This is a genomic window from uncultured Granulicatella sp., from assembly GCF_938030755.1.
Lineage (GTDB): Bacteria > Bacillota > Bacilli > Lactobacillales > Aerococcaceae > Granulicatella.
Genome location: NZ_CALHIF010000075.1, coordinates 1 through 13,887 on the forward strand (window position 1 = coordinate 1; position 13,887 = coordinate 13,887).

The 13,887-nt window shown below is 37.9% G+C and carries 14 protein-coding genes and 1 pseudogene; 2 read left to right on the plus strand and 13 right to left on the minus strand.

Going from position 1 to position 13,887, the window contains the following annotated elements:
* Positions 1–104: 104 nt before the first annotated feature.
* The 11 genes from atpA to Q0594_RS07720 all read right to left on the minus strand — a co-directional run bounded on the left by atpA (position 105) and on the right by Q0594_RS07720 (position 9,470).
* On the minus strand, positions 105–1,655 hold the full coding sequence (gene atpA, locus Q0594_RS07670) for a F0F1 ATP synthase subunit alpha (protein ID WP_298730977.1): 1,551 nt from the start codon (positions 1,653–1,655) through the stop codon (positions 105–107).
* 10 nt (positions 1,656–1,665) lie between these two features.
* Positions 1,666–2,208, minus strand: coding sequence for an ATP synthase F1 subunit delta (atpH, locus tag Q0594_RS07675; protein ID WP_298730978.1), 543 nt, complete (start codon positions 2,206–2,208; stop codon positions 1,666–1,668).
* Complete coding sequence (gene atpF, locus Q0594_RS07680) at positions 2,208–2,714, minus strand: F0F1 ATP synthase subunit B (protein WP_298730979.1); 507 nt, start codon at positions 2,712–2,714, stop codon at positions 2,208–2,210. The genes atpH and atpF overlap by 1 nt, the downstream gene beginning before the upstream one ends.
* A gap of 40 nt (positions 2,715–2,754) precedes the next feature.
* Positions 2,755–2,970 carry a F0F1 ATP synthase subunit C gene (atpE, locus tag Q0594_RS07685; RefSeq protein WP_048711085.1) on the minus strand — a complete coding sequence of 72 codons (216 nt, stop codon included), beginning with the start codon at positions 2,968–2,970 and terminating at the stop codon, positions 2,755–2,757.
* A 23-nt stretch (positions 2,971–2,993) separates the two neighbouring features.
* A complete protein-coding gene (atpB, locus tag Q0594_RS07690) occupies positions 2,994–3,707 on the minus strand; it encodes a F0F1 ATP synthase subunit A (RefSeq protein WP_048784308.1) in 714 nt (237 codons plus the stop codon).
* 137 nt (positions 3,708–3,844) lie between these two features.
* Positions 3,845–4,480, minus strand: a complete 636-nt coding sequence (gene upp / locus Q0594_RS07695; RefSeq protein ID WP_048784310.1) for a uracil phosphoribosyltransferase — start codon at positions 4,478–4,480, stop codon at positions 3,845–3,847.
* 130 nt (positions 4,481–4,610) lie between these two features.
* Entirely contained in the window at positions 4,611–5,843 is a 1,233-nt protein-coding gene (gene glyA, locus Q0594_RS07700; protein WP_298730987.1) for a serine hydroxymethyltransferase, read from the minus strand.
* A gap of 75 nt (positions 5,844–5,918) precedes the next feature.
* On the minus strand, positions 5,919–6,929 hold the full coding sequence (locus tag Q0594_RS07705; protein WP_298730988.1) for an L-threonylcarbamoyladenylate synthase: 1,011 nt from the start codon (positions 6,927–6,929) through the stop codon (positions 5,919–5,921).
* Positions 6,929–7,804: a peptide chain release factor N(5)-glutamine methyltransferase gene (gene prmC, locus Q0594_RS07710; protein ID WP_298730990.1), complete on the minus strand. Its 876-nt coding sequence runs from the start codon at positions 7,802–7,804 to the stop codon at positions 6,929–6,931. The genes Q0594_RS07705 and prmC overlap by 1 nt, the downstream gene beginning before the upstream one ends.
* Entirely contained in the window at positions 7,791–8,870 is a 1,080-nt protein-coding gene (prfA, locus tag Q0594_RS07715) for a peptide chain release factor 1 (protein ID WP_298730992.1), read from the minus strand. The genes prmC and prfA overlap by 14 nt, the downstream gene beginning before the upstream one ends.
* Before the next feature lie 21 nt (positions 8,871–8,891).
* Complete coding sequence (locus tag Q0594_RS07720; RefSeq protein WP_298730994.1) at positions 8,892–9,470, minus strand: thymidine kinase; 579 nt, start codon at positions 9,468–9,470, stop codon at positions 8,892–8,894.
* A 194-nt stretch (positions 9,471–9,664) separates the two neighbouring features.
* Here Q0594_RS07720 and Q0594_RS07725 point away from each other — a divergent pair, with 194 nt between their 5' ends.
* Positions 9,665–11,008 carry a Mur ligase family protein gene (locus tag Q0594_RS07725; RefSeq protein WP_298730996.1) on the plus strand — a complete coding sequence of 448 codons (1,344 nt, stop codon included), beginning with the start codon at positions 9,665–9,667 and terminating at the stop codon, positions 11,006–11,008.
* Positions 11,005–11,664, plus strand: coding sequence for an adenosylcobyric acid synthase (locus Q0594_RS07730; protein WP_298730998.1), 660 nt, complete (start codon positions 11,005–11,007; stop codon positions 11,662–11,664). Before Q0594_RS07725 ends, Q0594_RS07730 begins: the two co-directional genes overlap by 4 nt.
* Before the next feature lie 42 nt (positions 11,665–11,706).
* Here Q0594_RS07730 and sstT read toward each other — a convergent pair.
* Together sstT and Q0594_RS07740 are read right to left on the minus strand one after the other, a co-directional pair.
* Positions 11,707–12,965: pseudogene (sstT, locus tag Q0594_RS07735) on the minus strand (serine/threonine transporter SstT).
* Between the two features lie 167 nt (positions 12,966–13,132).
* Positions 13,133–13,879 (minus strand): prepilin peptidase, encoded by a 747-nt coding sequence (locus tag Q0594_RS07740; RefSeq protein WP_366518791.1) that lies wholly within the window; start codon positions 13,877–13,879, stop codon positions 13,133–13,135.
* Positions 13,880–13,887: the final 8 nt, after the last annotated feature.

Here is a 13,887-nt window from a genome sequence, read left to right on the forward strand (position 1 = left end):
TGCAACCATTTTCATAGCACTCGTTATCTTGCGTGTGCTATTAACAGAAGCTATTCTCGTTTTTATCTCTTTTAAAGACGGCATCTACTCTCTTCTTTCTTTGTTTATTTATATTGTCCTGCAATATTGGCCATCGTCTCTTCAATGACCTTGACAGAATCATCGGTCAAGTCGCCATTTGCCAAGGAAGATATTACATCGGCATGTGAAGAGCGCATAGCTTCCAAGAACAAATCTTGACACTCTCGAACGGCTTCGACAGGCACATCATGCATTAAACCATGTACGCCACAATAAAGGATGGCGATTTGCTCTCCTACAGGCATAGGATGGTATTGTGGTTGAATAAGCAATTGATTATTCTTGCGACCACGATCCAAAGTCATCGCCGTGACTGCATCCATATCACTCGAGAACTTAGAGAAAGCCTCCAACTCACGATACTGTGCCATATCCAGTTTCAATGTTCCTGCCACTTTCTTCATACTCTTGATTTGTGCAGAACCACCCACACGGGACACAGAGATACCTACATTAATTGCCGGACGGAATCCTTGGTTAAAAAGATTTGTCTCCAAATAAATCTGACCATCAGTAATAGAAATCACGTTGGTAGGAATATATGCCGACACATCACCTGCTTGCGTTTCAATAATTGGCAAGGCTGTTAGCGAACCACCTCCACGCACATGACCTTTCATGCAGGCTGGAAGATCGTTCATTTGCTCGGCAATTTCCTGCTGATTGTTAATACGTGCAGCACGCTCTAATAAACGAGAGTGCAGATAGAACACATCGCCAGGATAAGCCTCACGGCCTGAAGGACGACGCAAAATCAACGATACTTCACGATAAGCAACGGCCTGTTTCGACAAATCATCGTAGATGACAAGTGCACTATAACCACGATCGCGGAAATACTCACCGATTGCTGCACCCGCAAAAGGTGCATAATATTGCATAGCGGCAGGGTCTGCAGCCGTGGCACTCACAATGATTGAATAGGGCAATGCCCCATGCTCGCGCAAGGTCTGCACCAATGCGGCAACCGTTGAAGCTTTTTGTCCAATGGCTACATAAATACATAACGTATCTTTGCCTTTTTGGTTTAAAATTGCATCCACTGCAATACTTGTTTTACCAGTTTTACGGTCACCAATGATTAACTCACGTTGACCTTTACCAATTGGTACTAAGGCATCGACTACTTTTAATCCTGTAGGTAATGATTGTTTAACACTTTGACGTTGCATTACACCAGGTGCTTCATTTTCTACTGGACGTTTTTTAGTTGTTTCGATGGCACCAAGTCCATCAATTGGACGACCTAACGCATCCACAACACGTCCAATCAATGCATCCCCTACTGGAACATCAAGGATACGTCCTGTACGTTTAACAGGTTCTCCTTCATGGATATTTTCATATCCTCCGAAGATAATGACACCAACATCGTTTTTTTCCAAGTTTTGAGCCATCCCGTAGGCACCATTTTCAAATTCTACTAATTCTCCAGCCATTACATTTGTAAGACCGATGACACGAGCAATTCCGTCCCCGATGAAGGAAACCTCACCGATTTCTTCAATTTGTTCTTTTGTTTCAAAAGAAGCGATTTGGTCACGAATTCTCGCTGTAATATTACTCATTTCCATTTATGCCATCTCACCTCTTTAATCCTGTTTGGCTAATTTTCTCTTTGAATTGTTTTAGTTTGTTTGCAATCGTTCCATCTAATAAATACTCTTTTGTCTTGATTTGAACGCCACCAATCACTGAAGGTTCAACAGTATTCACCCAAGAATCATATTCTTTATGTGTTTTATTTTGGAATGCAGTTGCAATACGATCCATCTGTTCGTCCGTTAGCGGAATCGCAGAAATAATCTCTAATTTATTGGCATTGTATATATCTAAGAACGCTTCGAGTGCTTCTACAATATTCATCGAACCATCTTCAGACGGGAACGTTGCTAAGTACTCTTGTGTTTCTTTTGATAAATGCCCAAATGCAGATTCTAATACAGATAACTTTTTATCATATGAGACATGCTCTAGATGCATCATCTGCCTGAATGTCGAAGTATTTTGAATTCCTGCTAATATTGCTTGAAGTTCATTCGTCACCTGTTCTAAGTGACCTTCGAATTTTGCCTTTGCATAGAAATGGCTGGCTTCTTTAACGATATCTTTGTGATATTTAACCATTATTTTTCCAACCCCTTAATGAAGGCTTCGATTACTTCTTGATGTTTCTCTTTTGTCACTTCTTTTTCAAGAATTTGACTAGCAAGTTGAACCGATAGGTCTACAATATCATCTTGCACTTGCATGATGGCACGTTGTTTCATTGTATTCACTTCACGTTGCCCATCTGCTTTCATGCGAGAGACCACATCTTTACCTTCTTTAATCATTTCATCTTGCGTTTTTGAAGCTGCTTCACGAGCGTTATCTAAGATTTCGCTACCTTTAACTTCTGCGTTATGAATAATTTCATTGGCATTTGCCTGAATTTCTTCAGCTGATTTTCTTTTCTCAGCGGCTTCGTCTAAATCTTTAGCAATTTTTTCACGACGTGCTTCTAACATGGCATTCACTTTATCCCAAGCAAAGAATTTCACCAAGAATAGTAACAACGTCATTGAAATTAATACGACTAAAGTATCGCCTAAAACTGTACTGACATTACCTAATAACATTACTTCAAACATCTCTCACCCCTCCTTTACGACAATAATTCCAGATGTTGGATTATTTAACGAATACAAGGATAAGAGCGATTAAAACGGCGAAGATTGGCATCGCTTCGATTAAGGCAACCCCGATGAACATTGTTGAACGTAATTCATTGCTCATTTCTGGTTGGCGTGTCATTGATTCGATTGTTTTTACGATAACTGCTTGGTTACCAAAGGCTGCTGCTAAGGCTGCTCCTGCTACTGCGATTGCTGCTGCTAATTCTGTCATTATAAATTCCTCATTTCTTAAAATTAATGTTTCATTACTTTATGTGAGATGTAAACCATTGTCAACGTACAGAATACGTACGCTTGAATAGCTCCAATTACCACTGAAAATCCTTGCCATACTACTCCAAGTGGAATTGCAAGAATATATGTTATTAGTCCTGCTGCGGATGAGAACATCACAATCAATCCCAATAACACTTCGCCGGCATAAATATTTCCGTAGAGACGGAATGCCAACGTAATTGTGTTCGTAAACTCTTCAATCAATTTGATTGGGAGCATTATCGACATCGGACTTAAGTAAGAATGTTGAATATATCCTTTGAGTCCCATCTTCTGAACACCAGAATAATGTGCGATTAATGTTGTCATTAGCGCTAAGGCTAAACATACTATCGGGCTAGCTGTTGGACTGGCAAAATAGCTGTGATCTTCATAATGGATAAAGATAATTAGCCCAACCATATTAGCGACTAGTACAAAAGAAAACAGTGAGAAAATATATAAATAATATGTTTGCGCTGTTTTCTCATCAACTGCACTGTTTACAATACCCTTCGTGAAGTCCATGAGGGCTTCTAAAGCATTTTGCAACTTACCAGGCTTCATCGAAACCTTCCTTGAAGCAAAAATTGTAAATAATGCGATTAGTAAAACACTAACCCCACATGAAATCAAAATCGGAACTGAAAACGACAATCCAAAAATCTCAACCACTTTTGGTGTTGCTTCCATGTTTCTTATTTCCCCTCCTTTACACCAAATAAAAAAACGACAATAATCCTATACTTTGAGGCTAACGCTCAGTACGGTGATTATTGTCAGATTTGGTGGCAATAGTCTATCGCAAAAGCGTTGACTATATAAATTTATTATTTGGTTCCGAATAAACGATCTCCAGCGTCTCCTAATCCTGGAAGAATGTATCCATGTTCATTTAATCTTTCATCTAACGCTGCTGCGTAGATGTCGATATCTGGGTGAGCTTTACGTAGAACTTCTACGCCTTCTGGAGCAGCTACAAGACAGCAAAACTTAATCGAGCTTGGTTGTGCACCACGCTTCAACAGTGCGTCAATCGCAGCGACTGCAGATCCCCCAGTTGCTAACATAGGATCAACGACAAACAATTGTCTTTCAGAAATATCTGAAGGTAACTTCACGAAATACTCAACAGGTTGCAATGTATCATGGTCACGATACATACCAACATGACCAATTTTGGCAGCTGGGATTAACTCGAGAATTCCATCAACCATTCCAAGTCCTGCTCGCAAAATCGGAATGATAGCAACTTTTTTACCAGCTAATGTTTTCAATGTTGTTTTAACAAGTGGAGTTTCGATCTCTACATCTTCAAGAGGTAGATCTCTAGAAACCTCATAAGCCATTAGCATTGAAATTTCGTTAACAACTTCGCGGAATACTTTTGTTCCACAATCTTTTTGACGAATCATTGTCAATTTATGTTGAATTAACGGATGATCCAGTACGTGAAATTTACCCATTTGTCATTCTCCTTCCAACACATTAGTGTCACTTCTATTATTTTACCTAAAAACCAGTTAAATATCTAGTCTCAGTATGAAAACTTATTATTATTTTCATAATCTGAAACAAACCTTTACATTTACTTCGTTACGCGTATAATTTGAAAGTTTCAGTCAACTGTTTTGCTTCTTGACGGACGTTGTTTAATACTTCTTCATTTTCAGGATTTGTTAATGTTGTAAGGACTAACTCTGCTACTTTCTTCGCCGCTGCTTCGTCAAAGCCACGCGTTGTAATAGCAGCTGTTCCAACACGAATACCACTTGTTTTAACAGGTGGTAATGTATCAAATGGAATAGCGTTCTTATTCACTGTAATGCCAACAGTATCGAGTAATTCTTGCGCCTCTTTCCCGTTTAATCCAGATTCTTTAATATCAAGGAGTAATAGATGGTTATCTGTACCACCTGAAATCGCACGAATCACTGTTCCTTCAAAAACTTGTGCCATTGCTTTAGCATTCTTCACGACTTGCTCGATATACTCTCCAAACGCGGGTTGAAGGGCTTCATGAAACGCAACTGCTTTGCCAGCAATCACGTGTTCTAAAGGTCCACCTTGGATACCAGGGAAGATTGCACTGTTTAATTTTTTACCAAATTCTTCTTTTGCTAAAATTAAACCGCCACGTGGTCCACGTAATGTTTTATGTGTTGTTGATGTTACTACATCAGCATATGGAACTGGATTTTGATGAGCTCCTTTAGCAACTAGCCCAGCGATATGAGCCATATCCACCATAAAGTAAGCTCCAACTTCTTTAGCAATTTCACTAATGCGTTTGAAGTCAATCTCACGTGGGTAAGCTGAAGCTCCAGCCACGATTAATTGTGGTTTTTCTTCTTTAGCGATACGTTCTAATTCATCATAATCGATTATTTCAGTTTCAGGATTTACACCATAAGAAACGAAGTGATAATCTTGTCCAGAGAAGTTTACTCCCATTCCGTGAGTCAAGTGACCACCATGATTTAAGTCCATTCCTAAAATTTTATCGCCTTTCTGCACTAGAGCACGATACGCAGCCATATTTGCTTGAGAACCTGAATGTGGTTGAACATTGGCATACTCTGCACCAAACAATTCTTTTACACGATCAATAGCTAGTTGTTCGATGACATCCACGTACTCACATCCGCCATAGTAACGACGTCCTGGATACCCTTCTGCATATTTATTCGTTAGAATACTACCTTGCGCTCGTAAAACTCCTTCAGACACAAAGTTTTCTGATGCAATCAATTCAATCCCCTGTTGCTGACGATGAAGTTCTTTTTCAATCGTCTCAAAGATGATTTTATCTTCTGTAAATTGACTCATTCAACTACCCCTTTCTTTTCTTACCTTTTCTATTTTATCACATTATCGGCTTTTGTAGAAAACCTATGAGTCCTTCTATAGAATGGTTGATGCCGCTTTTTTCAAACGGTTCATGTACGCGATTCCTACTCCTGTTTCTGGAGCAGATTCGGCTAAAATAACATCTAATTTTATGTGGTCCAATGAACGAAGCGCATCAAACAACGCACGGTTCATATCATCCACGCTCGTCCCCATCTTGTAAGTACCTTCTACTTTATTTTCAATTGTCTTTACAATAGCGTTTTGAGCCATCACACCCACTGTTTTCCCTTGTACTTTGTATTTATTAATAGCTTCTTCAAAAGCTTCACTTGTTCCGCTGACAACAAACACTGGTGTTTTTGGTGCGTAATGACGATATTTCATTCCAGGAGATTTCGGAACTTCCTTCTCCCCTGTTTTTGTCGTGACAGAAGATTGAATAGGTCCAATAACCGATTCAATTTGTTCCTTTGTAATGACACCTGGTCTTAAAATCACGGGCCCTTCTTCATTTGTTAAGTCAATCACCGTTGACTCAACTCCAACAGTGGATGAACCTCCATCCACAATCCCACGAATACGGCTATTCATATCTTCGAATACATGCTCTACTTTCGTCGGACTTGGCTTCGTTGAAAGGTTCGCACTCGGTCCTACAAGAGGAATTCCTACCTTCGTGATTAACTCTAATGTGTTTGGATGATTCGGCATACGGAATGACACTGTTGGAAGTCCTGCAGATAAGGCTGGAGCGTAAATTCCTGGTTTTGCTTTCAGAATCATTGTGAGCGGTCCTGGCCAGAAAGCTTCTGCTAAGGTTAGCGCAATTTCAGGAACTTCTTCTACAGTAGAAGTCATTTGATGAATATCACTAATATGAATAATGAGCGGATTATCACTTGGACGCCCTTTTGCTTCAAAGACTTTTAGAACAGCTTCTTGACTCGTTGCGATAGCTCCTAATCCATATACCGTCTCTGTAGGAAAAGCAACAATTTCACCTTGTTGTAAAGCCTGTGCTGCAATATCTAAGTTTTCTTTTGTAAAAATTTGCGTTTCCATTACTGCGTCTCCTTTCCACTAACAATAATCATTCGATCCATTCCTGCAATGTCTTTATCGATTGTTACTTTTCTATTCGGACAAGCTTCACTAAAAATTCGTTGTACGTTTGTTCCTTGGTTAAATCCAATTTCAAAAAAGGCTTGTCCACTATCTGTTAAAAACTCTTCTAAGCGGTGGGCAATCTTTTCGTAAATCGCAAGCCCTTCGTTCTCTGCAAATAACGCTTGTTTTGGTTCATAGCGTCGAACAGACTCATCCATTAACTCTTCTTCAGAAAAAGCAATATACGGTGGGTTACTAATAATGCACTCAAATTTCTCATGTGGGACATTGCTGTACACATCGCTGTATATTAATTCGGTTTGAAGATTGAACTTATCCCGGTTTTTCTGAGCAACAACGAGCGCTTCCTCTGAAATATCGCACCCCATATAATGGTGTCTCCCAACAAGTCTTTCTAGGCTCAAAATAATGCATCCCGTTCCAACTCCAATTTCTAGTACCTTCCCAACCGGACACTGTTCTAAAAACGACTGTGCTTGTAAAACAAGCTCTTCTGTTTCTGGACGAGGAATTAAGGTGTCTTTTGTTACCAAAAATTCTTTCCCTAGAAACTCAGCGACTCCTGTAATTTGCTGCAAGGGTTCAAACGCACTAAGACGTAGTAACTCAGGTTCTAAGTCTTCAAAAGTCACTTTAGCCTCTTGTCGTAGATTTAATAAAAATTGCGATAATGTCCAATGATTCTTGAATAGCATTAATTCTCTAACTAGGTTCCGGCATTCTTCGTTTCCTAAATTCGGTTGTTTCTCTTCTAAAAAACAAGAAGCCCTGATGAGGACTTCTTGGTTCGTTGGATTAGTTGTTTCCATTATTTAATTGCTCCAATTTTTCTGTGTGATCATAAAGAATTAAAGCATCGACAATTTCATCAATTTTTCCAGCTAACACTTGGTCTAACTTTTGAAGTGTTAAACCAATACGATGGTCTGTAACACGGTTTTGTGGGAAGTTGTACGTACGAATACGTTCTGAACGGTCCCCAGTACCAACTGCAGACTTACGGTTTGCATCATATTCAGATTGGGCTTCTTGAGAAATCTTGTCGTATACACGCGCACGTAATACTTTCATTGCTTTCTCACGGTTCTTCAGTTGCGAACGTTCATCTTGCATTGCAACAACAATTCCTGTTGGTAAGTGCGTTAAACGTACGGCAGATGCAGTTTTATTAACGTGCTGTCCGCCAGCACCTGATGCATGGTAAATATCCACACGAATATCTTTATCTTCTAATTCAATTTCTACTTCCTCTGCTTCAGGCATTACAACGACTGTGGCTGTTGAAGTATGCACACGTCCTTGAGATTCAGTTGATGGAACACGTTGTACACGGTGCGCACCAGATTCATATTTTAATTTAGAGAATACATTATCCCCTGTAATCATTAAAATAACTTCTTTATATCCACCAATACCTGTTACATTGGCATCCATCACTTCTACACGCCAGCCTTGTGACTCTGCGTATTTTTGATACATCGTTAGTAAGTCACCAGCGAATAACGCAGCTTCATCTCCCCCAGCTGCACCACGGATTTCCATGATGATGTTTTTGCCATCGTTTGGATCTTCTGGTAATAGTAAAAATTTGATTTTATCTTCTAATTCTACTTTTTCTTTTTTAAGAGAGCTCAATTCTTCTTTTGCCATGTCAGCCATTTCAGCATCTAGGCCTTCACCAAGCATTTCCTCTGTATCGCTAATTTCTTCAACTACTTGTTGATAACGTTTGAATGTTTCTACTTTTGGGCGTAAATTCGCTTCTTCTTTTGTTAGTTCCATGAAGCGTTTTGTATCACCGATAACTTCCGGATCACTTAAAAGCTCTGAAAGTTCATCGTATCGAATAATAAAACTATCTAATTGATCGAACATACTTTTCTCCTTTTTCTTCTCTTATAAGCGTTCTTCACCAGGATGGTTATAGTGATAACGGCAAACTGGATAATAAGCATCATTGCCTCCAATTTGGATTTGTTCTCCCGTATACACTGGAACACCATCCACTACACGCATATTCATACTTGCTTTTTTATGACAATACCAACAAATCGTTTTTATTTCTTCAATTTTATCAGCATAGAGTAATAAGTATTTAGAACCTTCGAATAATTCGTTTTGGAAATCATTCTTTAAGCCAAATGCCATTACTGGAATATTTAATTGGTCAACAATTCTAGCGAGTTCAAGAATGTGGTGTTTTGATAGAAATTGAGATTCATCAATTAATATACAATAAGGTTTTACCGCTTGCCCTTCGACAATTTCGTAAATGGGTGTATCTTCAAAAATCGGAATTGCTTCACGTCTTACTCCGATACGACTGGATACATACCCTACTTGGTCACGATCGTCGATTGCACTCGTAAATAATAAAACCGGTTTGTCTTGTTCTTCATAATTATGTGCAACCTTTAAAATTTCGATTGATTTCCCACTATTCATTGCACCATATTTAAAAAATAATTGTGCCACTTTCTATTCCTCCAATTGATAAACTATACCTTTAATATCTTACGATAAATTGCTACGTTTGTGCAAAGAAAAAACGTTTCTTATAAGGAAATTAGGGTTAGTAATTTTGCATGGTATTTAAAAAGTTTTTTTAAACCACTTTTGATTAAAGTATGCTACAATAGTGAAGAATCTATAGGAAAGGATCGTCAAAATTGAATATAAGAACACAAGTTGCTTTAGGAGCAGGAAAATTCACTAGATGGGCTCTTAAAACTTTTACAAAAGGTGGCAGTAGCATGCCAGGAAAAGTGGCTCACGCTATTGACCCTACAATTTTAAAATCTCTAGCGGAGAACTACGATGTGATTATCGTAAGCGGAACAAACGGAAAGACATTAACAACTTCCCTTATCGTTCAACTTTTAAAACAAAAATATCCTAATATTTTAACAAACCCAACTGGAGCAAATTTAACTCAAGGGATTGTATCTACTTTTTTAAATCATTCTCCTAAAAAGGGTGAAAAGAACATTGCTGTTCTAGAGGTAGATGAAGCTACGATTAAACATATCACTCCTTATATTGAACCTAAACTATTTGTGTTTACGAATATTTTCCGCGACCAAATGGATCGCTTTGGTGAGATATATACAACATATCAATTTATGTTAGACGGCGCTGCTTTTGCTCCATCTGCAACCATTCTTGCAAATGGAGATGCACCTATATTTAATAGTGACGAATTACCTAATCCACGTCTATATTTTGGATTTAATCATACTGAAGATAGCGAAATGATGGCGCACTACAATACTGATGGTGTCCTTTGCCCACACTGCCAATCCATCTTACACTATAAGAGCATTACTTATAGTAACCTTGGTAAATATTATTGTCCAAAATGTGATTTTAAACGACCTGAATTAAATTATGAGGTCACTGCTTTAAATGAATTATCTTTAACAGGATCTTCATTTGATATTGATGGAACTACATTCTCTATCCCAATTGCTGGACTTTATAATATTTATAACGCCTTAGCAGCTTACTCTGCTGCAAAATTCTTTGGCCTTACTACAGAAGAAATCCAAGAAGGCTTCTCTAAAGCTCAGCGCGTATTCGGTCGCCAAGAAACTTTTGCCGTTGAAGATAAAGAAGTAATGTTGAACTTAATTAAAAACCCTGTTGGATTCAACCAAATTGTTCAGCTGTTAAGTTATGAAAAAGAACCGTTCAGTTTAGGTGTTCTCTTAAATGATAACCCTGCTGATGGTCAAGATGTTAGCTGGATTTGGGATGGAGATTTCGAAGGGTTACAAGCTTTGAATGCTGTCGACACAGCCATTAGTGGTATCCGTGTTGAAGACCTTGGCGTTCGTATGGAAGTTGCAGGTTTTGAAAAAATGAAAGTCTTTAAAACAAATGCTGAATTAATCGATTGGATTCGCAAAGCTCCAACAAAAAAAGTTAATGTACTAGCGACATATACTGCGTTACTTAACTTACGTAAAGACTTTGCTAAAGAAGGATACCTTAAGGAAGGGATGAACGGATGAAATTAAGAATCTGTCATTTATATGGAAACCTAATGAACACTTACGGTGATAATGGAAACTTACTCATGTTGCAACACCGTGCGAAAAAATTAGGCTACGAAGTGGAAACTACTTTAATTAGTTTAGAAGAAGTTTTTAATGCTGAAGACTTTGATATTGTGATGTTTGGTGGCGGTCAAGACTACGAACAAACCGTTGTTGCTAAAGACCTTCAAAATAAAAAAGAGGCCCTCATCCAATACATCGAAGATAATGGTATTGTCGTCGCGATTTGTGGTGGATTCCAATTACTTGGTCGCTACTATGTGAATGCAAGCGGAGAACGTCTTAATGGGATTAGTGCTATCGATGTTTGCACTAACGGTCAATTTCCAAATCGTTTAATTGGTGATGTTGAAATCTTTAACGAAGAATTTGGAGAAACGTATTTAGGATACGAAAATCATATTGGTAGAACTTACTTAGGTAAAAATATGAAACCTCTTGGAAAAGTAGTAAAAGGTTATGGAAATAACGAAGAGGACCATGCGGAAGGTTGTCTCTACAAAAACGTATTTTGTTCTTATTTTCACGGACCAATTCTCGTTAGAAATCAACATCTTGCAGATCGAATTATTGAAACTGCTGCTCAAAGAAGACGTGAAAAAAATGCTTAATAAAAACCTCTATTCAACAATGAATAGAGGTTTTTCAATATACTACTCTAATTCTGCTAACTGAGGATTCAGTTGAATGTTGCGTCCTTCTTTTTTCCATTGTCTAAATTCTGCTGCAGCTGTAAATAATACATCTGTAGAAGAATTCAATGCAGTTTCACAAGAATCTTGTAGAACGCCAATAATAAAACCGACACCTACAACTTGCATGGCAATATCATTAGAAATTCCAAATAAACTACATGCAACAGGGATTAATAAAAGTGAATCTCCAGCAACACCTGAAGCGCCATAAGCTACAATTGTAGAAAGAACACTTAGGATTAATGTCGTTAAGAAATCAACTTGAATGGCTAACGTGTTCACCGCACCTAACGTCAAGACAGTAATTGTAATTGCCGCTCCAGCCATATTTATGGTTGCTCCAAGTGGAATCGATGTGGAATCGATACGGAGTAGCTATCTTCGTCTAACCCTAAGTCTTTACACAGTTCCATATTCACTGGAATATTCGCTGCAGAACTACGTACAAAGAATGCTGTTACTCCACTTTCTTTCAAACAACGGAATACTAGCGGAAATGATTTTTCACGAATCATAAAGTACACAATCGCTGGGTTTACAACCAAAGCAATGAAGAACATACTTCCTATAAGAACAAGAATTAATCCACCATAGTTTACAATTACTCCTACTCCATTTTCAGATACTGTCGTAAATACGAGTCCCATAATGCCAATCGGTGCAAAACTAATCACAATTTTAACGACATGACTTGTCGCATCCGCTACTTGGCTTAAAATGTTTTTCACAGATTCATCTGCTTTTCTAAACTCCATCCCGAATAATACTGTCCAAGAAAGAATACCAATGTAGTTTCCTGAAATAATTGCATTGACTGGATTATCAACAATTTTTAAAATGAGTGATTGTAACACTGCTGCGTTTCCTTGTGATGCAGCAATATCTGTAGCACTCTCAGCAAGTGTCATTGAAATCGGAAAGGCAAAACTTGCGATGACTCCGATTAGAGCATCCGCGAAAGTTCCAAATAAATACGACATCACGATGGATTTCATATTCGTTTCATGGCCTTCTTTATGCTGAGCAAGTGCACTCATTACGATAAAAAATACTAGTAAAGGTGCGATTGCTTTTAAGGCATTCACAAACACCATCCCAAGCATCCCAAACACCTTAAATTGCGGTAAAGTAATTCCAAATAGAATTCCAATCCCTATCCCGATAATTATTCGATTGATTAAACTTAAACTTTTTAATTTATCTACAAACTGCTTCATACATTCCCTCTATTCTCTTCCAATATAGCGACTATAATACACAATCATCTAGTATGACGCCAAAATTTTTCCATATATTGTAAACATTTGTATATGAATCAGAAACAATGTGACATATTTATAGTTCTCTCATAGATTATCTCTTTTCATTAAAATAAAACTAAAAATTAAATCCATTGAATTGGAAATAAAAAAGTCAATAGAGCGCTAATACTAATAAAAGGAGCAAACGGAATTTCTATATACAAGTCATTTCTATTAACTAGAAGCATCCAACTAATCACCACTCCCCCACCAATTACAAAGGAAAAGAGTCCGATAAAGAGAATTTGACCTAGTGAGAAGAAAGGACCTAAAGCTGTTAAATAGTATACATCTCCGATTCCAAAGACTTCCTCTTTCCAAATCCATTTTCCAACACCATAAACCGTACTGTACAATAAGAGTCCCATCATCATAGATAAAATGGCTTCTTCGACAGCATTCACTCTGGTATAAAAACCAATGATTGCTAAAATGAATAACACGCGCAAATCTACTTCAAATGAATCCATATCCATCAGTGCAATTAGCATACATATTGTGCAAAAAAGGTATCCAACTATCTCTACGGGAGACTTTAAGTAAGCTACTAGAAAAAACAAAACGAAAAAAATAATTTCTACTAAGAAGTATCGTATTTGGATTGGTTGCTTACAATATCTGCACTTTCCTCTTAAAAATAGAAAAGATAGGATGGGGAACAAGTCAAAAGCACATAACAAATGACAGCAATGAGGACAATACGATCTTCCATGTACAAAGTCTTCCCCTTTAGTTCCTCTCACACTGACAACATTCATAAAACTACCGATAATTGCACCTAATACACCCATACACAAATACAGCATAAAAAAACCTCCCTTACTAAACATTACGTTTT

Coding starts and splice junctions, on each gene's coding strand:
- atpA (WP_298730977.1), bottom strand. CDS start 1,655: ATGGAAATGAGTAATATTACAGCGAGAATTCGTGACCAAATCGCTTCT.
- atpH (WP_298730978.1), bottom strand. CDS start 2,208: ATGGTTAAATATCACAAAGATATCGTTAAAGAAGCCAGCCATTTCTAT.
- atpF (WP_298730979.1), bottom strand. CDS start 2,714: ATGTTTGAAGTAATGTTATTAGGTAATGTCAGTACAGTTTTAGGCGAT.
- atpE (WP_048711085.1), bottom strand. CDS start 2,970: ATGACAGAATTAGCAGCAGCAATCGCAGTAGCAGGAGCAGCCTTAGCA.
- atpB (WP_048784308.1), bottom strand. CDS start 3,707: ATGGAAGCAACACCAAAAGTGGTTGAGATTTTTGGATTGTCGTTTTCA.
- upp (WP_048784310.1), bottom strand. CDS start 4,480: ATGGGTAAATTTCACGTACTGGATCATCCGTTAATTCAACATAAATTG.
- glyA (WP_298730987.1), bottom strand. CDS start 5,843: ATGAGTCAATTTACAGAAGATAAAATCATCTTTGAGACGATTGAAAAA.
- Q0594_RS07705 (WP_298730988.1), bottom strand. CDS start 6,929: ATGGAAACGCAAATTTTTACAAAAGAAAACTTAGATATTGCAGCACAG.
- prmC (WP_298730990.1), bottom strand. CDS start 7,804: ATGGAAACAACTAATCCAACGAACCAAGAAGTCCTCATCAGGGCTTCT.
- prfA (WP_298730992.1), bottom strand. CDS start 8,870: ATGTTCGATCAATTAGATAGTTTTATTATTCGATACGATGAACTTTCA.
- Q0594_RS07730 (WP_298730998.1), top strand. CDS start 11,005: ATGAAATTAAGAATCTGTCATTTATATGGAAACCTAATGAACACTTAC.
- Q0594_RS07740 (WP_366518791.1), bottom strand. CDS start 13,879: ATGTTTAGTAAGGGAGGTTTTTTTATGCTGTATTTGTGTATGGGTGTA.